Consider the following 18,022-nt stretch of genomic DNA (forward strand, 5'->3'; position numbering starts at 1 on the left):
ATCCCCAAAACTCACCACAAAAGCCAGAGCAAAGTAGACACACCTCTTGCACTAATAGTGTCTGGACGGGATTGACCCGTTAACCTGTGTTGAGAGGGGGTGGTTTCGCCGATGATGACCGTGCATGTTCTTCACGCCGGTGATGGCTACACCTACCTGACCCGTCAGGTCGCAGCCGGGGATCATTCGGTGCGTCGCGGCGAAGACCTCACCGACTATTACACCGCCGAGGGCAACCCGGTGGGAGAGTGGCTCGGCTCCGGGCTGGCGAACCTCGGCGTCTCCGGGAACGTCTCCGAAGAGCAGATGCAGGCCCTGTTCGGCGACGGGTTGCACCCGGACGCGGAGGCCGCGATCCGGGCTGCTGTCGCTGGGGGAGCGTCCCCGGAAGATGCTGTGCAGGCGTCCCGGTTGGGGCGCCGGTTCCCACGGATCCAGCCCAAACTGGACGGCTGGGACGACGCCGTCGCCGACGCCTACCAGGCATTCGAAGTGGAGAACGGGCGCAGCCCCGAGGTCGGAGTGGAGCGCGATCTGATCCGCTGGAACATCGCCGCCGCCCGTGTTGCCGCCACGCTGCAGCGTCCCGGCGCGGACGCGGAAGTAGCCACCCACCTGTCCCACATGGGCAAAGCGGCCCGTCAACCTGTCGCCGGTTACGACCTGGTGTTCACCCCGGTGAAGAGCGTGTCCGTGCTCTGGGCCCTCGGTGACGAGGCCACCTCCCAGCAGGTCCGCGAGGCGCACAATGCGGCGTGGCAGGCCACGGTTGCGTGGCTGGAAACAGAAGCCGGCGTCACCCGGGTCGGTGCCGGCGGTGTCGCCCAAGTCGACACTCACGGGTTCGTCGCCACCGCGTTCGAGCACCGCGATTCCCGCACCGGAGACCCGAACCTGCACACCCACGTTGCCGTGTCCACGAAGGTGCAGGGCCTCGATGGGAAGTGGCGTTCGCTGGACGGGCGGGTGCTGCACGCGCTCGGCGTGGCCGCGTCCGAACGGTACAACACCCTCGTCGAACAAGAAGTCCGAAACCGCCTCGGCGTGGGCTTCGTGGATGAGTCCCGGGGGCGGAATAAGCGCAGCGTCCGGGAGATCGCTGGCATCAGCCGGGAGTTGCGGGACTCGTTCTCGTCTCGTCGTGCGGCGATTGAAGACGCGTACGAAACCCTGGTCCAGGAGTACGTGGCCAAGCACGGGCACACCCCACCGAAGACGGTGCAGCTGAGCCTGGCGCAGCGCGCAACGTTGGAAACCCGTGAGGGCAAGAGTGCCCCGAAGAGCCTGTCCCGGCAGCGCGCCGAGTGGCGGCTGGCCGCGATCAAGATCATCGGTCAGGTCGCCGTCGACACGATCGGCGCCACGGTGCGGCAGCCCCTGCAGCTGTCGGTCCAGGATGAGATCCTCGCTGGCCTGAGCGTTGACGAGTTGGCCGAGCGGGTGCTGAACACGGTCGAAGACAGCCGGGCCACCTGGCGCAGGTCGCACGTCGCCGCGGAGGCCCAGCGCATCGCCCGGGCGTTCGCGAACGTGCGCCCCGGCGTCGACGCCCAGCAGGTCGCCGACCAGGTCGCCCAGGCCGTGATGACCCGCGTGATCGGTGTCAGCGCCCCGGCACTCAACCCGGTCCCGGAGCAGCTGCAACGCGAAGACGGCGAGTCCATCTATAGGGTTCACGGGACCGAGCGGTTCACGTCGACGCGGATCCTCGCGATCGAAGACAGCCTCATCGATGCAGCTCGCACCGTCGCCGGCTTCACCGTCGACCCGGCCACCTTCATCGCCACCGTCGAAGCGTTGAACGCGGCCAGCGCGTATCCGTTGGATGCGTCCCAGGTGGAGTTGGCCCGCCGCTTCGCTTCCGGGGGCCGGCTCCTCGAAGTCGGGATCGGCCCGGCCGGAACGGGTAAGACGACGGCCATGCGCGCGTTCGCCCGCGCCGTCGAAGCCGGCGGCGGCCGCGTTCTCGCACTCGCGCCGACCGCTGCCGCATCGACGGTCCTCGCCGAAGAAATCAAAGTGGAGGCGGAGACCGCGCACAAGCTCGTCGACGTCCACCGCCACGGGTCAGCCGAGCAGAGAGAGTCCGACCAGTACCGCATCGACAGCAACACAGTGCTCCTCATCGATGAGGCTGGCATGGCCTCCACCCCGCTGCTCGCCGACGTCCTTGAGCTTGCTCAGCAGCACGGGGCAACGATCCGGCTCCTGGGCGACCCGGCCCAGCTGGCCGCGGTCGAATCCGGGGGTGCCCTGCGCCTGATCGAGCAGCGCGTGGGCGCCAGCTACCTCGACCAGGTCCACCGCTTCATCGACACCGACGAAGCCGCCGCGTCCCTGCTCCTCCGCGACGGAGCGAGTGCGTCTCTCGACTTCTACGTCACCGCCGACCGCACCCGCGGCGGGATCCGGCAGAGCATGCTCGAAGAGATCTACGTGGCCTGGGCCGCCGACCGGGAAGGGAACCGGCACTCGATCATGGTTGCCGGAACCAACGACGAGGTCGCCGCGCTCAACGCGCGCGCCCGCCTGGACCTGGTCGGCCAGGGCGTCGTCGGGAAGAGCGGGGCGGTGCTGCACGACGGGAACAAGGCCGGCCTGAACGATGTGATCGTGACCCGGCAGAACGATCGGAAGCTGCGTTCCAACCAGGGCAAGGACTTCGTCGCCAACGGCGACCTCTGGACCGTCATCGACAATGAGGGTGGCGATCTCAAAGTGAAGAGCCTCCGGCACGGAGGAGTGCTCACCCTGCCCGCCGAGTACGTAGCCACGCACGTTGAGCTCGGCTACGCCGCGACCATCAACCGGGTCCAGGGCATGACCGTGGACACCTCACACATCCTCGTCGACCCGCAATCCACCTCCCGCGAACAGCTCTACGTCGCAGCCACCCGGGGCCGCGAGTCCAACCGCATGTATGCCGTTGTCGAAGATACCCTCGAGGTCGACGCGCACGCCCCCGACCACCTCCGCACCAGCATCCTCGACGCCCTCACCACCGTCCTCGCCAGAGAAAGCGCGGAGCGGTCCGCGACCGAAGAAATCCAACAAGCCCAGGACGCCGCAGCCAGCCTGTCAACGCTGCTGCCGGCGTACGAGGACGCGCTCAGTCGCGTCTACGACCCCAGCCAGCTTGAACGGATGGAAGTCGCAGTCAGGGACGTGCTCGACACGGAGATCGCCGACCGGGTCGTCCGAGACGAAGCGTGGACTCATCTCGCGAGCCGGCTCGCCGCGTACGAAGCCCACGGCGCCGACGTGCGCGCGCGGCTCACTGCAGCCGTCTGGGCTGAGGACACCGGGCCTGGCTCGACCGTCGAGTCGTTCGCGAAGATCTATCACCACCGCATCGGAGCTCCTGCAGGGACGGCAACGGAGACAGGACTTCCGAGCTGGGTCAGTCCCCCGCCTGCAGGAGTGGATGGAGATAATCGGGATACCCGCGCCTGGCTGCACACGCAGGCCGAGCTCATCCACGACCGGACCCAGGCGCTGGTTGATACGGCGACCGCGAACCCGGAGCCGTGGAGCGCGAAGATTCGCCCCGTCCCGGAGGACGCCTCCCTGCAGAAGGCGTGGCGGCGCGACCTCGGCAACGTGGTTGCCTTCCGCGACCTGAACCAAATCAACGACACCGAGTCGCCTCTCGGCACTGTCCGCACCGACGACGACGCCTACACGGCGGCCGCCGCATCGCTCGAGCGTCTCCGTGCTGTTGAGGACAACGTTGCGACGGAGGCGCGTCGGCGCGTGGCCGGTCTCCGGCAGCGGCTGTCCGGGGACACCGATTTGGGAGGAGCCGTCGATGTGGCCGAGCGTGTGCGGCGCCTACGCGAGCGTCACCTGGAGGAGGAAAAGCCCGCCTCAAACGACGACCCAATTCAACGCGGCCCCGGCCACCGTCCGACAGTGTAGGTTCATGGGGAGAACCGAGGGGGCAATACAAAGCCGGGCAGGGGAACTCGGAGTGTCCCTGAAGCCCGTGAATCAATCACCGTATGGAACGCAGAAGTAGGCAATCGTCGTGGTCGCAACCCCCGTAGTATCCCCTTTCCCGAACCAGGGCACATAGTCATGCGGCTCGCCAGCTTTGAGATCACCGGGCATGCGTTGCTGCAGGACATGAGCGTCGAAGTTCGCGACCACCTTGTCATCATCGGCGCGAACGACGTCGGTAAGACCTCGATCCTGCGCCTGCTCAACCTCTTGCTCGGAGCGTCCGTGCAGCAGCTTTACCAGGGTCTGGCAATCACCGACATCAGGGAGGGGACCGACGTACTCGTCGTCCAAGCGCGCCTCGACGGATTCGACGCAGACGAAGCCGGGCAATTCCCGTTTGCCATGACAGTGGAGGAAGGGAAACCGGACTACCTCCTCATCCGGCTCGAACTCCGCACCCCGGAGGGCGACCCCGACAACGTCCTCATCGAGCGGTTCTTCCCCGACTCGGGCACCCGGCGATCCCCATCCCGCGAACAGCTTTTGAAGCTTGGGTGGCGTTACCTGCCCGCAAACCGGTCCAGCGCTGCTGACTACATGAACGGCAAGAACAGTCCGTTCCGCACCATGCTGGACTCCGTCGAATTAGGCGAAGAATTGGCCGACCTTGGTGGACTCCTCGATCAGTTCAATGACAAGCTCGACCTGAATCCGGCGCTACTCGAGCTTCGGCGAGAGATCGCGGCCCACCTGTCACGGTCGATTCCGCGCAGCTACAACGCAGAGTCGTTGGCCATCCGCACGGCTGCTGACCCAGCCCAGGAACCCCTGCAGGACGTCACGATTTTCCTGAGGGAAGGCGATCAGCTCCGCGGTCTCGTCGAACAGAGCGACGGAATGCGTCAGCTGATGGCGTTAACCTTCTTCGACCTCGCGCAGGCGAAGGCGAACATTGTCGCTGTCGACGAGCCCGAGATCCATCTGCACCCTTCGAGCCAGCGGACGGTAGCATCGCTGTTTGCCGAATCGGCGAAGCAGCGCCTCGTTGTGACCCACTCTCCTTATGTAGTGCAGCGCTTCGAACCCAAGCATGTCTTGGTGGTCGACCCGGACAGCCGCAGCCGGCAGATCGCGTCCACGAACTTCACGGCCGTCGAGAAGGAGATGTTGCAGTGGTGGTCTCCGCAGCTGCTCGAGGGGCTGACAGCGAGGCGAATGCTTTTCGTAGAAGGGCTTGCTGACCGGATCATCGTGGAAGCAGCCGCGCAGGCGCTCGGAATCAGTCTGGACCGTGCCGGAGTCTCGGTATTCGCCCTGGACGGCGCGGACAAGTTCTCCCACGTTCTCAAGGTCGTCGGCCCCAATGGGTTCGATCTTCCGCTTTGCGGTCTCTGCGACGAAGATCGCGAAGCGTCCTGGGCGGGGAACCTCGGGCTCAAACCCAAGAAGATGGAAGCCGCAGGTTTCTTCATTGCCCGCACCGATCTCGAACACGAGTACGTGCGGGCGATCGGGGCGCAGACGGTCGCTGCGGCACTGATCAACGCGGGGCAGGCTCGCGAGCAGGGCATCCTGCAATCGACCGGCGCGCCGGACCTTGCGAGTGTCACCGACGCGCAGCTAGGCACGTTCCTCTCCTCGGTCGACAGCCGTAAGGTGCCCGCCGCCCGCCTCATCGCACCCATGCTTACGGCCGTCCACATTGCCAACAGTCCCTCGCTGATCGGGCTGCTCGGGCACGTGCAGACGGGGTCTGAGGCGCGTGACGTCGAATAAGCCGGTCGGAGCACAGATCGCTGCCGTCGAAAGCGCAGCCGAGCACCTTCTCGTTCTCGCACCGCCCGGGTGCGGCAAGACCGAGGTGCTCGCGATGCGTGCGGACCGGCTGATCCGTAGCGGCGTCGTCCGTCCTGGGCGTCACCTTCTCGCGATTACCTTCACCAACCGTGCGCGCGACAACCTGCGGAACCGGCTCGTCCAGCAGCTAGGCACGAGCCGGCTACGCGACACAGTGATTGTCATGAACTTTCACGAGCTCAGTGCGCGGATCGTCGAAGCTCACCACCTCACCATCGGACTGAAACCGGACTTCACGTTTCCGCGGCCGGCGTGGCTGCGCCGTACCCTGAACAAGATCACTAACCATCGCGGAACGCAATCCGCCGCGAAAGACCTGCTCGGAGCCCTCCATCGGCTACCGCTGACTGACCTGGAACTGCTACAGCAGCTCACCGACGCCGATAACCCGACCGCGCTGCAGGTCGAACGGCACCGGGTCGAGGAGCACTACATCGACTACGGCGACCTGCAGCGCTACGCGCAGCTCATCCTTCGAAACCCACGCGTCGCAGCCCTGTTCCAGGCGCACTTCGATGCGGTCATCGTCGACGAGTTCCAGGACCTCTCGCTGCAGCAGTATGAGATCTCCAGGCTGATTTGCACACGGAACTCGACGTACGTCGGCGACCCCTATCAGGGCATCTTCGGCTGGGCCGGGGCGCAGCCCGTCGAGGTGCACGCTGACCTACAGACTCGAGCTGGCGAGGCCGTCGACCTCGATGTGTCGTTCCGATCATCGCCCGCGGTCCTCAACGTCGTGAACTCTATATCGGTCAGTCTTGGATCCGCGGCCCTCAGCGCCGCGGAACCCCACAACTGGGGCGAGGGCGGCGGACATGCCTATGCGGCCGGATACTCGACGGACGCATCGGAGGCGAACGGGGTCGTTGCTCTCACTGACTACCTCGCCCAGCAATATCCAGGCGACACCATCGGGGTGATCTGCCGTGCTGCGTATCGCCGGGGTGCTCTCGAGCGCGCCTACGATCGGGCCGAGTGCCGGCCGCAGTTCTGGGACATCGCCCTCGACACCCCCCGCGTCGGCCGGCTGCTGAAGCTTCACGCGCGGCAGGTAGATGCCACCCTGCCACTCAGGGAGCAGGCGGAGGATCTTCGACGGCGTGCGTCCGATTCGCTGCAGCCCACGGATATCGAAACCATTGGCGAGGTCAATGACGCCTGCGAGCAGCTGCTCGAGTACGACTTCGAAGGTGCGACAGTAAAGATACTGATGGATAGGATCCGCGACAGCCAGAGCATCGCGTCGATCTCGGCCGGCGTTCACGTCCTGAATGCGCACGTGGGCAAGGGACAACAGTTCGACTGGGTCGTCGTGGTCGGATTGGAGGAAGGCCATGTCCCCAGCAGCTACTCGACGACCGACGATCAGCTCCGCGAGGATCAGCGGATTCTGTTGGTAATGCTGTCGCGAGCCCGCAAGGGCCTGTTCCTCACTTGGGCAGCCGGCAACACCAACCAGTACGGCCGGACCTTCCGAAACGGCCAATCCCGCTGGTGGGACACGATGGCTGCGGCCACTAAACCGATGACGCCCGATGTCGCATCGATCATGAAAATCACCTAGTCATGGCGTGACAGGTTTCCAGCTCTACGCCGCGCAGACACCACCCAAGGTTGTCGTTTGGTTGCGGGGATTTCGGTGCCGTCGTTGGCTCAATGCGGAGCAGGGGGGAGCCATACTTCTGCCAATTCTGCAATAGGTGCATTACAAGTTGACATAATATCCATTATCGGTCATTTCGCCCAACAAATTGCCCGACATTTGACCCGGCATAATGGTAATCTCGGGAGGGTAAGAGTCGGCAGGTGGGAGGTAGTCGATCATGACCAATATCTCAACCGGGGATGGTTCTCGTTCCGGCGCTGATCGCGCGGCACATGAACGCTCCGTGGGTTTAAGCGTTGCTGAAATCGCGGCGGTGTTACAGGCACAGCTGGGCCAGGCGCTTCTTGGGGTGATCGTGGGCAAGAACGCCCGGACGCTCGCTCGTTGGGCACATGCAACGGTTCGGCCGCCGCACGCGAGCGAGAAGCTCCTGAGAGACACTTTCCAGGTGTTCGAGATTCTCAGCTCGATTGACTCGCCTGAAGTCGCCAGAGCGTGGCTTATGGGCATGAATCCGGAACTGGACGATGCTTCGCCGGCCGAAGCGCTCGCGGACGGACGCTCCCGAGAGGTCATGGCCGCTGCGCGGTCCTACATCGCCGCCGGCTAGGCATTTTGCTGTGGCGAGCGTGTGCGACGATCACCAATCACGGCCGGGAGAGAATGGGGCCATGGCCCGTGATGATGTTGCTCTTCCGGATGGTTACCCCGAGTTCCTCGGCTCGCTCAAGCGCCGGGTCCGCGATGCTCAGGTGCGCGCCCAGCGCACGGTCAATTCGCAACTGATTGAGCTGTATTGGAGCATCGGGAGGGAAGTTCTCAGCCAGCAGGAGAAGCAGGGATGGGGAGCTGGGGTGCTGGGTCGCCTCGCTGGAGATCTGAGGACTGAGTTCCCGCAGATGAACGGATTTTCATCCCGCAACCTTCAGTACATGAGGGCGTTCGCGGTTGCTTGGGCCGGGACGGAACCAATTGTGCAACAGGCTGTTGCAGGATTGCCGTGGGGCCACATCACGGTTCTACTCGACAAGCTTGACACCTCCGAGAGTCGTGATTGGTACGCCGCCTCAGCCGTGAAGAACGGTTGGTCCCGCAACCTGCTCCTCAACCAGATCAAGAACCGCACCCTCGAGCGGACTGGCTCGGCGCCGTCAAACTTCACCGCGGAGCTGGCGCCCGGAGATTCTGATCTTGCCCGCCAGATTGCCAAGGATCCCTATGTTTTCGACTTCTTGGAGCTGACAGAGGATGCCGCTGAGCGCGATCTGGAACAGGCGCTCATGGACCGTATCGTCGATACGCTCCGCGAGCTGGGAAAGGGGTTCGCATTCGTGGGCCGTCAGGTCCATTTCGATGTCGGTGGCGATGACTTCTACCTAGACCTGCTGTTCTTTCACATTGAGCAACTGCGCTACATCGTCATCGAACTGAAGACCGGGAAGTTCCAACCCGAGCATGCCGGCAAACTCGCCTTCTACGTCTCCCTCGTCGACGACAGGCTCCGGAGGGACGCCCATGCGCCCACGGTTGGCATACTCATCTGCGGCGATCGAAACGATCACACAGTCCGATACGCACTTGGTCGCTCGGGATCCCCCATGGCCGTGTCCACTTATACATACGACTCCTTACCGCCCTCCGAAAAGCGCGCGCTCCCAGATGCTGACGAACTCACGTCTGCTCTTGGCTGGGATGAAGAATCGCAGGAGCAGCTCGACTAATTCCGCGTGGACAATGAGGTCTCGGTCGATGCCGGCGCCTCTGCGCCCAGGTGCACCTTGTGAGTGGCGGTGAGTCTTGTGAGTCTTGTGAGTCTTGTGAGTCTTGTGAGTGTCCCCCCGTTTCTGCCCGCAACGGCTGGTCGGCACGGGTTTGCGTGAGATCCTGGGCGCCCAGCTCGTCGCTTACCTGGGCGGCAGGATCTCCATTGCAGTGTTCGGGAAAATGTTCCTGTCCACTGGCAGCGGAAACGGTATGTTTCCGTTTTCCCAGATCACCCCTTGACCATTGCATATGTGCAATGGTTTTCTCGTTCAGATGTCTAGAGATTCATTGCATATATGCAATGCTCTGCGTAGCATGGGCAGATGATCACTACGTCGGCGGCTTCGCTTGTCACTCGCATGCGCCTGAAGCGAGAGCTCAGTAAGACAGCGTTTGCTCAGCTCGTCGGCGTGCCCGCGTCGACGATCACCCGAATCGAGTCCGGCATCGTCGATCCGACCTACTCGATGCTGCAGAAGATCGCTTCCGGGGCCGGGTTCACGCTCTCGGGAACTCTCTCGGACGTGGGCAGCGATGCGCCCTACGCGGCGGCAGTGGAGCGTATCCAGAACGCCTCAAGCGTCGAGAGGCGCCGCTTGGTGAAGAAGCTCGCGCAGACGGCCATACTCGCGCCGGTCACCAAACGCCCCGGCGTGCGTATCTTCTCCCTGGACCGTCCTATTGGCGATTTCGTCCGGTACCTGGAGCAACGCGGCGCGAATCCCACTGTCTCTTCTCTCGAGGCCGTGGCCGACGACATTGCTTCCACGCGGTCGTTCACCCCCGTCGTTTACGTGGAGCGGCCGGAAGATCTCGATGACCTGACCCCGATGTCTCCAACGGCACGATCCAGCGTCATCGTGCTTCCGATCACCGAGAACGTGCGCAAATTCACCCGCTGGGTCAACGGCACTGCAATGCTCGCGCCGGAGTGGGGAATGCTCGACGCGCTCGCTTCGCCTGGCCGGCAAACGGACGTTGCACGGACCTTCTTGCCGCAGCTCGCCGCGCGCGTCACCATGACCCGCGAAGCCGGAGCAGCGGCGTAATGGCACTCCGACTCGAGGACGCCAGATATGGCGCCGAACGATCCCGGCGGCTACTCATCACAACCATCGTGGCGCTGGGCGGCCACGCGGATGCCATGACCGTCGTCGGCGCACATGCTGTCCACGTCTGGGTGCAGAAGAAGTGGGGACCCATCGATATGGAATCGACCAGAGACGGCGACCTCGCAATCAATCCTGTCCTCATCGCTGAGGACCCGAAGATCATGGAAATCATGGCCCAAATCGGGCTCGAGCCGGCACGCCCCGAACGGCCAGGGATCTACGGCTACGTCAGCGAACGAGGTCTGCCGTGGGATCAACGCACGACGGTGGACCTCCTCGTGCCTGAAACCTATGCTGGCTCGAAAGGGCGATCGGCTCGAATCCCCGGACAGAAAAGCGCGACGACCCGTGCGTATGGCCTCGAACTGGCCATCCACGACCGCACCCTGACGAAAATCTCGACCACCGATGGTGAGCCGAAACTCTCGGTTGACGTGCACGTTGCTGGCCCCGCGGCCCTGCTCATCGCCAAGGCACACAAGGTGTCAGAGCGGCTTGCCGACCTTGGAAAACGTCCGGACCGTCTGCGCCCCAAAGACTCTGGCGACATAGCCCTTCTCATGATGGTCACCGATGGAGCCGACATGGCGGAGTCCATGATGAAACACGTGGCCCGGAGCCCAGAGATACGTGCCGTCGTCAATGACGGCGCTCAGTACCTCGTTGATATGTATGCCGCGGCCAACGACACGATCGTCCGCGAGCACATGGCCGACAGCTTGAGCGCACGATTCCCCGAATCCACCGTGTTGGATGCAATCGATGTTTGGCTCGCTTCCTTCTCCGCCAACTTCGACAGATCAGTCGCCTAGTGATCTGGCTCCCACTGCACAGGACAGCCTGGCTTGCCTGGCGATGAGTCATTTACTCCTCTATATAGGCCTCGATCAATCGGTGTTGATCCCGGATTGATCCAGGACTAATTCGGCGCGCGACGGCGAAGAGCTGTCGCATTTCACGCACCTGGGCGCGAATCCTTCCGGGCGGGACAAACGGGACGGCCTTTTCAGCGGAAACTACGCAGTCTTTTCGTTGCGAAGGCCCTACGTGTCAGGGTCCGGCTTGCGGGCTTGCACGCCGCAACTAAGCCTCCCGCACGCAAAGCGTGGTCGCTCTGCGGAGCTCTTGGGCGGTGGGCCAGACGAGGGCGACGGCTCCGAGGAATCCCGGGAATGGCAAGTCAAGGAGGCTTGATTCAATGAGTCCTGCAGGACCGATCAGATCTTCACAATCAAGTCCAACGATCACCTTGGTTGATACCAATCCGTGCAGCAGACCCGCCTTATGGCTCGGTCGGCTGGAGGGCCGCTACTGTGTGTTTGATCTTGACGACTGTGGCCACCCTGCCGGATGATCGTCGAGAGCATCCGGTCCAGCTTGTAATAGCCGTCGGGCGTCTTCTGCCCGAGATCCGCTGCTGCAGCACCTGCATGGATGCCCGCGGCATCACGGACACCATGCTGACCGAGGCTGCCACCCGATCCACGATGGAGGCGCTGGCCGACTGGACAATCGCCGCCGACAAGGTGCTCGTCTTTTAGCTCGCGCACTCACTCGTCACCGTTGACTGTATAGTCAGTGTATGCTGACTATTGCTTCCCACCTCGATGTCATGAACCGGCTCGGCCGGGCGATGGCCGATCCGACCCGCTCGAGGATCCTGCTCACGCTGCTGGAGCAGCCCGGCTATCCCGCCCAGCTGGCGCGCGACCTCGACCTCACCCGCTCGAACGTGTCGAATCATCTGAGCTGTCTTCGCGGCTGCGGCATCGTAGCCGCTGTGCCGGAGGGCCGGCAGACACGGTACGAAATCGCCGACCGACACCTGGCCCGAGCGCTGACGCTGCTTTTCGACGTTGTGCTCGCGGTGGATGACGGCGTCGACTGCTCCGACGAAAACTGCGACCTGCCTTTCTGCTGCGGGACCGGAGCATGACCGCCACAACGAACGGCCCCGCCCGCGTCATGGACCCCGTCCGGAAACTGATCCTGCAACGCCGGATCCGGATCATCGTCGCCATCACCATCACCTACAACGTGATCGAGGCGATCATCGCCCTGGCCGCCGGCACCATGGCATCCTCCGCCGCCCTGATCGGCTTCGGTCTCGACTCCATCGTCGAAGTCCTCTCCGCCGCCGCGATCGCCTGGCAATTCGCCGCCCCCGATCCGGAGAAGCGCGAGAAAGTCGCGCTGCGCGTGGTCGCGTACTCCTTCTTCGGCCTGGCTGCCTACGTGATCGTCGACGCCGGCCTGTCGCTCTTCGGCCTTCGCGAGCCGGAACACAGCCCGGTCGGGATCGCGCTGGCCGCCGTCAGCCTCGCCATCATGCCGGTCCTGAGCTGGTTCGAACGTCGAACCGGCCGTGAGCTGGGCTCGGCGTCGGCCGTGGCGGACTCGAAACAGACCCTCATCTGCAGCTACCTCTCCGCCGCGCTCCTCGGCGGGCTCCTGCTCAACTCCCTCCTGGGGTGGGCGTGGGCGGATTCGATCGCCGCTCTCGTAATTGCCGGGTTTGCCATCAAGGAAGGTCTGGAAGCATGGAAGGGTGACACCTGCGCCGTGCCAATCAGTGCCCTCACGGGCGAACGGGCCCTCGACGCGGACACCTGCTGCTAACAAGCAACTGGCCCGCTTACCGCACCACACCGACAAGGAAAACCATGCTCACCGCCAGCAACGGAAAAATCACCCGCAACGCACCGAGGTTCCGGGCGGCTGTGTTCACCGCGGTTGCGGTGGCGTCCACACTCACCGGATGCTCTGTCCCGACTGATACCGGACAGGAACCTGCGGCCGAGAGCGGCAACGCGTTCGGCCACGTCCACGGGATCGGTATCAGCCCGGCCACCGGCGCCGCGTTCGCCGCCACCCATGCCGGGGTCTTCGAACTCCCACCCCTGGATGCCGACACGGTTCGCGCCGGCGACCTCGAGGGACCCATCGCCGGGCGAGCGCAGGACACGATGGGTTTCACGATGAGCGGGGACACGATGTTTGGCTCCGGGCATCCGGACCCGGCCGAAGGACCGGTTTTGAGCCCACCAAATCTTGGACTGATCACCAGCAGGGACAACGCCTCCACCTGGGAAGCGATCTCTTTGCGCGGTCGAACCGACTTCCACGACCTTGCCGTGGCCCAGGACGGCAACAAGACCCGCATCTATGGGTATGACGAGTCAGCCGGCACCGTCTCGATCAGTCAGGACGGCGGCAGCACATGGGCCGCCCGCGCGAGCCTTGCCCTGCGCGATCTGAGCGTCGACCCGACGATGCCGAGCACGGTCTACGCCACCACCGCCGACGGACTGGCAGTCAGCACGGACAGTGCTCAAACATTCGCCCTCGTCCCGGGCGCGCCGCCCCTCTACCTTCTGGATTCGCTCGACGACAAGGCCGGCGGGCTAATCGGGGTAACCGTCGACGGAACCGTCTGGCTCCAATCGGGTACCGAGCCGTGGACATCCACCGGCAGCGTTGAGGGCGAGACCGAAGCTCTCACTTACGCCGCAACGCCTGTGTCTCGACTCGTTGTGGCCAACGGTCGAGGGATCATGGCCAGCGACGACCTCGGCAAGACCTGGCGCGACCTGGTGCTGAACTGATGACCCGGATGAGGGTGGAGATCCTGCATATCGAGGACTGCGCGAACTGGGAGGAAGCCGCCCTCCGCGTGCGTACCGCGCTGGCAGTCACCGGGCACGAAGATGCCACCATCATCATCACAACGCTTCGCACCCAGGAAGATGCGGCACGGGTTGCGTTCGCTGGATCTCCCACCATCACAGTGGACGGCCAAGACCTGTTTCCCACGGATGGTGGGACCACCGACCTGGCCTGCCGGATCTACTTCACACCGTCCGGCTTGGCCGGTCTCCCCACGGTCGGTCAGTTGACAGAAGCCATTGGACATCGTCGTATCGGTGGTGCCCGAGTGGGCGGCGCGACCAGCTAACGCGCCTCGATGACGCCCATCATCCCCAGGTCCTCATGGTCGAGGATATGACAGTGGTAGACGGAGCGTCCGGCGAAGTCGTCGAAGGCGATCCGCACCCGGATCTGGCCGCGGGCCGGCACGTTGACAACGTCCTGCCAGATCGCGGTGTCGGGGGCGCGACCATCGGACTCCACGATCTGCATCGGCCACACGTGCAGGTGCACCGGGTGATCCATCGGGCTGGTGTTTCTCAGGGTCCATTCCTCGACGCTGCCTGCTTCGACCGTGGTGTCCACTCGGTCCGGGTCGAATTCCCGGCCATTGATGGTGAAAGTCATCATCGACCCACCCCCGCCCATCATTCCGCCCATTCCCATGGCAAAGGTCAGTTCCCGCCGGGCCGTGACGGCCCTTCCGCGGAGATCCCGGGGCGCCGGCTGGGCGGGCACCGCCGGTGCCGCTGGGACCTCCTCGCCGGCCACGGTCAGGGTCGCCAGCGAGGCGCGTCCGGTCGGAGTGCCGGAGCGCGGCCGTTCGCCTCCGCCCATCATCCCTCCCGGGCCGCCGCGGTCGTAGGGCAGAGTCTCGAGTACCGCCGTGCCGTCGACCATCGTGACCAACAGGTCCGCTCGGTTGCCGGGCGCGAGCACGATCTCGTCCACGGTTTCGGGGGCGCCGAACCGGCCTGAGTCAATGCCGAGCAGCTGCATCCGCTGCCCGTCGAGCCGCAGCCGGAGATACCGGGACACGCAGGCGTTGACGATTCTCCACCGTTCGCGTTCAGCAGGGCGGGCGCTCAGCCGGGGGTTCGCCTGGCCGTTGACGAGCACAAGTTGGCCCTCCCGGCCCATCATCTGCTCCATGGGAGAGACGGCCGGGATGCGCCCCAGCCCGTCGAGGGTGATGTCCGAGATGATGAGCACCCGTTCCCGGGCCGCATCAATCGGTTCGGGATCATCGATGATGATCGCCCCGTAGAGGCCGCCGAAGATCTGGTCGGCGACGAAGCCGTGGTGGTGCGGGTGGTACCAGTACAAGCCCGGCGGATGGTCCGCCGGCAGCTGGTACTCGTAGTCGAAGGATTCGCCCGGCTCGACCATCACGAACGGATTGTCGCCGTTGCCCTCGGGCGAGACATGCAGGCCGTGCACGTGCAGGTTCGTGGGGTCGTCAAGACCGTTGTGCAGGGCCACGTCAAGCCGCTCCCCCGCCTTCAGCCGAAGGGTTGGTCCTGGAATACCGCCATTGAAGCTCAGGGCGCTGGCGCTGCGCCCGCCGATGTGCACCGTGCCAAGGGCCGCACCCAGGCGAAGCGTCAGCCGACCGTTCGCGCTGCGCACTTCTGAAGGCTCCGCGAGTTCTTTTCCCGGCTGCGGCTGCGCCGTATCTGCCGATGACGACGTCCACAGCAGGCCCGCACCACCGACCACGGTGCCCGCCAGCCCCAGCCCGCCGAGCGTCAAGGCGCCGCGGCGACTGATCGGTTCCACTAGGGGTTCTCGCCGAGCACCTGGACCTGTTCACGGTATTGCTCGGCCGTCAGCTCCCCCTTGGCGTATCGTTCGTCCAGAATCTGACGGGCGCGGCTCGGGCCGGCTGTCGGTCCAGTTGCGCCAGGACCTCCGCTCCGACTGCTGCTTCCACCGAACACGCGCACAGCAAGCACGACAAGGAGCACAATCCCGACCAGCATTAGCAGCCCAAACAGCCACGACCAGCCCATATCCCAACCGTATCCCCACATCATGGCGAACTCCTCTATTGCAGGCATAGTGAGCCTGTCACACGTCATGATACCCCTGGAGGTATCAAAGGCCAGGTGAACAGTTGGCCACACGAGGCGTGACTCCCATGTGCAATAATCTACGTATGAATGCAGATACGGATGGATGCACGCTGGATACCGACGGTGAGTATGTCGAGCTGGCCGTGGAGGTCTTCGCGATGCTCGCCGACGCCACACGCATCCGAATCATCCTCGCACTGCGCGACACGGAACTGGCGGTCAACCAACTGGCGGAAGCCGTCAACAAATCCCAGGCAGCCGTCTCACAGCATTTGGCGAAGCTGCGCTTGGCCCGCATCGTCACCACCCGACGCGAGGGCACCCGGGTGTTCTATCGCCTCGCGAACGAGCACGCCCGTCAGCTCGTCGCCGACGCCATCTTCCAGGCCGAGCACGCCCTCGAGGGCGTCCCGGCCCACCACCGGCACCCGCACGAAACCGTCGGCACCGAGCACCAGGCCGGCGCCCGTGCTTGAGGTCCTGCGGAACTCCGCCTACCGAAAACTGCTCAGCGCCCAGGTCGTGGCGCTGATCGGCACCGGCCTGCTCACGGTCGCGCTCGGGTTGCTGGCCTTCGATCTGGCTGGCGGGGATGCCGGCATCGTCTTGGGCATCGCGCTTACGATCAAGATGCTCGCCTACGTTGGCGTCGCCCCGGTCGTGTCTGCGCTCACCGGCCACGTACCCCGCAAGGTCCTGCTGGTGTCCTCGGATGTCCTGCGCGCCGGGGTCGCAATTTCGCTCCCCTTCGTCACGGAGGCGTGGCAGATCTATGTGCTCGTTTTCGTGCTGCAGGCCGCGTCCGCCACCTTCACTCCCGCCTTTCAGGCGTTGATCCCGGATGTTCTGCCCAAGGAAAGCGAATACACGCGCGCGCTGTCCCTGTCCCGCCTCGCGTATGACCTGGAGTCGCTGCTCAGCCCCATCCTCGCCGCGGCGCTGCTGACGGTGATCAGCTACCACTCCCTGTTCGTGGGGACGGCGCTCGGTTTTGTCGGTTCGGCCGCGCTCGTGCTGTCCACGACCCTCCCGACGATGAGAGCGACCGCGGTCACGCCGTTCCTCGACCGGCTCACCCGGGGCGTGCGCGTGTTCTGGCGCACCCCGCCTCTCCGGGCGCTGCTGGCGATGAACCTGGTCGTGGCCGCGTCCACCGCAATGGTGATCGTCAACACCGTCATCCTCGTGCAGAACACCCTCGGACGCACCCAGGTCGACTTCGCGATCACCCTCGCCTGCTACGGATTGGGTTCCATGCTCGTCGCCCTCGCCCTGCCGCGCGTGTTGGATCGATTTCCCGACCGACGCGTGATGCTGACCGGAAGCGCCATCCTCCCGGTCGGGCTCATCGCCGTTGCGCTCCTCACCCTGGCGCCAGGTTCCCCGGCCACCTGGCCGGGCGTGCTGACGGTCTGGTTCGTGCTCGGCGCCGCGACGGCGCTGATCCTGACACCCTCGGCCCGGCTTCTGCGACGCTATTCCGACGACACCAACCGACCCGCTGTCTTTGCGGCCCAGTTTTCGCTGTCCCATGCCTGCTTCATCATCACCTACCCGCTCGCGGGGATCCTGGGTGCGATCTTCGGACTCACCCCGACCGCCCTCATCCTGGCGTCTATCGCTGTGCTCGCCGGGATCGTCGCCGTGCGGTCGTGGAAGACACCGGCGTCAACTGACGAGCCCCAAGAGACGCTCACCTCGCCGTCCTCGATCGGCCGCTGACTCTGTGCAAGTCACAACGCGAGAGAAACGCTAATCCTCCCGCCCGACGGGGCCTCCACGGGCTCGAAAGACCCGGGGGGTTCGATTCGCGGCCGTACGCGGCCGTGAGTGGAATGATCTGCGCTGTGCCGCCAGCGCGATGCCCGCAGCGGCCGTGCTTCCGGGCGTGCAGCAGAAACGGTGGGTGATGACATCGCGAGATTCCTTGAATCGCGTGGCGGAACGTCCGCAAAATGTTCCACTTAGGCGCGGAGAAATTCTCAAATTAATGATCAATTTCTCTCGGAGAACGT

16 protein-coding genes are annotated in these 18,022 nt (G+C 64.4%); 14 read left to right on the plus strand and 2 right to left on the minus strand.

Annotation, left to right across the window (positions count from 1 at the left end; translation table 11 throughout):
- Positions 1-111 precede the first annotated feature (111 nt).
- The 12 genes from mobF (at position 112) to E3O23_RS01270 (ending at position 14,239) form a co-directional block, all read left to right on the plus strand.
- Positions 112-3,918: a MobF family relaxase gene (gene mobF / locus E3O23_RS01215; protein ID WP_134487080.1), complete on the plus strand. Its 3,807-nt coding sequence runs from the start codon at positions 112-114 to the stop codon at positions 3,916-3,918.
- Positions 3,919-4,077: 159 nt separating this feature from the next.
- Positions 4,078-5,718 (plus strand): ATP-dependent nuclease, encoded by a 1,641-nt coding sequence (locus E3O23_RS01220; protein ID WP_134487083.1) that lies wholly within the window; start codon positions 4,078-4,080, stop codon positions 5,716-5,718.
- Complete coding sequence (locus tag E3O23_RS01225) at positions 5,705-7,366, plus strand: UvrD-helicase domain-containing protein (RefSeq protein WP_134487085.1); 1,662 nt, start codon at positions 5,705-5,707, stop codon at positions 7,364-7,366. Before E3O23_RS01220 ends, E3O23_RS01225 begins: the two co-directional genes overlap by 14 nt.
- 259 nt (positions 7,367-7,625) lie before the next feature.
- Positions 7,626-8,018 (plus strand): hypothetical protein, encoded by a 393-nt coding sequence (locus tag E3O23_RS01230; protein WP_134487087.1) that lies wholly within the window; start codon positions 7,626-7,628, stop codon positions 8,016-8,018.
- Positions 8,019-8,079: 61 nt separating this feature from the next.
- Complete coding sequence (locus E3O23_RS01235; RefSeq protein ID WP_134487090.1) at positions 8,080-9,129, plus strand: PDDEXK nuclease domain-containing protein; 1,050 nt, start codon at positions 8,080-8,082, stop codon at positions 9,127-9,129.
- A gap of 366 nt (positions 9,130-9,495) precedes the next feature.
- Positions 9,496-10,221 carry a helix-turn-helix domain-containing protein gene (locus E3O23_RS01240; RefSeq protein WP_134487093.1) on the plus strand — a complete coding sequence of 242 codons (726 nt, stop codon included), beginning with the start codon at positions 9,496-9,498 and terminating at the stop codon, positions 10,219-10,221.
- The gene (locus E3O23_RS01245; protein ID WP_134487096.1) at positions 10,221-11,096 is read left to right on the plus strand and encodes a hypothetical protein; all 876 of its coding nucleotides are present in this window, start codon (positions 10,221-10,223) and stop codon (positions 11,094-11,096) included. Before E3O23_RS01240 ends, E3O23_RS01245 begins: the two co-directional genes overlap by 1 nt.
- A gap of 507 nt (positions 11,097-11,603) precedes the next feature.
- Positions 11,604-11,825, plus strand: a complete 222-nt coding sequence (locus tag E3O23_RS17960; RefSeq protein WP_241983265.1) for a DsrE family protein — start codon at positions 11,604-11,606, stop codon at positions 11,823-11,825.
- Between the two features lie 41 nt (positions 11,826-11,866).
- Positions 11,867-12,220 (plus strand): Cd(II)/Pb(II)-sensing metalloregulatory transcriptional regulator CmtR, encoded by a 354-nt coding sequence (cmtR, locus tag E3O23_RS01255; protein WP_134487099.1) that lies wholly within the window; start codon positions 11,867-11,869, stop codon positions 12,218-12,220.
- Complete coding sequence (locus E3O23_RS01260) at positions 12,217-12,903, plus strand: cation efflux transmembrane domain-containing protein (RefSeq protein WP_134487102.1); 687 nt, start codon at positions 12,217-12,219, stop codon at positions 12,901-12,903. The genes cmtR and E3O23_RS01260 overlap by 4 nt, the downstream gene beginning before the upstream one ends.
- A gap of 44 nt (positions 12,904-12,947) precedes the next feature.
- Positions 12,948-13,889 carry a F510_1955 family glycosylhydrolase gene (locus tag E3O23_RS01265; protein ID WP_134487105.1) on the plus strand — a complete coding sequence of 314 codons (942 nt, stop codon included), beginning with the start codon at positions 12,948-12,950 and terminating at the stop codon, positions 13,887-13,889.
- Between the two features lie 8 nt (positions 13,890-13,897).
- Positions 13,898-14,239, plus strand: a complete 342-nt coding sequence (locus E3O23_RS01270; RefSeq protein WP_134487108.1) for a thioredoxin family protein — start codon at positions 13,898-13,900, stop codon at positions 14,237-14,239.
- On the opposite strand, the gene E3O23_RS01275 is transcribed toward E3O23_RS01270, so the two are convergent.
- On the minus strand, positions 14,236-15,711 hold the full coding sequence (locus tag E3O23_RS01275; protein WP_134487111.1) for a multicopper oxidase family protein: 1,476 nt from the start codon (positions 15,709-15,711) through the stop codon (positions 14,236-14,238). The two genes, E3O23_RS01270 and E3O23_RS01275, sit on opposite strands and share 4 nt — an antisense overlap.
- Positions 15,711-15,968, minus strand: coding sequence for an SHOCT domain-containing protein (locus E3O23_RS01280; protein ID WP_134487114.1), 258 nt, complete (start codon positions 15,966-15,968; stop codon positions 15,711-15,713). Before E3O23_RS01280 ends, E3O23_RS01275 begins: the two co-directional genes overlap by 1 nt.
- Positions 15,969-16,090: 122 nt before the next feature.
- On the opposite strand from E3O23_RS01280, the gene E3O23_RS01285 reads away from it, so the two are divergent.
- Together E3O23_RS01285 and E3O23_RS01290 are read left to right on the plus strand one after the other, a co-directional pair.
- Complete coding sequence (locus tag E3O23_RS01285) at positions 16,091-16,483, plus strand: ArsR/SmtB family transcription factor (RefSeq protein ID WP_174776574.1); 393 nt, start codon at positions 16,091-16,093, stop codon at positions 16,481-16,483.
- Positions 16,476-17,729: an MFS transporter gene (locus E3O23_RS01290; RefSeq protein ID WP_134487120.1), complete on the plus strand. Its 1,254-nt coding sequence runs from the start codon at positions 16,476-16,478 to the stop codon at positions 17,727-17,729. Before E3O23_RS01285 ends, E3O23_RS01290 begins: the two co-directional genes overlap by 8 nt.
- Positions 17,730-18,022 lie beyond the last annotated feature (293 nt).

The sequence above is a fragment of the Cryobacterium tagatosivorans genome, from assembly GCF_004402215.1.
Lineage (GTDB): Bacteria > Actinomycetota > Actinomycetes > Actinomycetales > Microbacteriaceae > Cryobacterium > Cryobacterium tagatosivorans.

Coding starts and splice junctions, on each gene's coding strand:
- cmtR (WP_134487099.1), top strand. CDS start 11,867: ATGCTGACTATTGCTTCCCACCTCGATGTCATGAACCGGCTCGGCCGG.
- E3O23_RS01240 (WP_134487093.1), top strand. CDS start 9,496: ATGATCACTACGTCGGCGGCTTCGCTTGTCACTCGCATGCGCCTGAAG.
- E3O23_RS01260 (WP_134487102.1), top strand. CDS start 12,217: ATGACCGCCACAACGAACGGCCCCGCCCGCGTCATGGACCCCGTCCGG.
- mobF (WP_134487080.1), top strand. CDS start 112: ATGATGACCGTGCATGTTCTTCACGCCGGTGATGGCTACACCTACCTG.
- E3O23_RS01245 (WP_134487096.1), top strand. CDS start 10,221: ATGGCACTCCGACTCGAGGACGCCAGATATGGCGCCGAACGATCCCGG.
- E3O23_RS01285 (WP_174776574.1), top strand. CDS start 16,091: ATGAATGCAGATACGGATGGATGCACGCTGGATACCGACGGTGAGTAT.
- E3O23_RS01265 (WP_134487105.1), top strand. CDS start 12,948: ATGCTCACCGCCAGCAACGGAAAAATCACCCGCAACGCACCGAGGTTC.
- E3O23_RS01280 (WP_134487114.1), bottom strand. CDS start 15,968: ATGATGTGGGGATACGGTTGGGATATGGGCTGGTCGTGGCTGTTTGGG.
- E3O23_RS01220 (WP_134487083.1), top strand. CDS start 4,078: ATGCGGCTCGCCAGCTTTGAGATCACCGGGCATGCGTTGCTGCAGGAC.
- E3O23_RS01235 (WP_134487090.1), top strand. CDS start 8,080: ATGGCCCGTGATGATGTTGCTCTTCCGGATGGTTACCCCGAGTTCCTC.
- E3O23_RS01230 (WP_134487087.1), top strand. CDS start 7,626: ATGACCAATATCTCAACCGGGGATGGTTCTCGTTCCGGCGCTGATCGC.
- E3O23_RS01270 (WP_134487108.1), top strand. CDS start 13,898: ATGAGGGTGGAGATCCTGCATATCGAGGACTGCGCGAACTGGGAGGAA.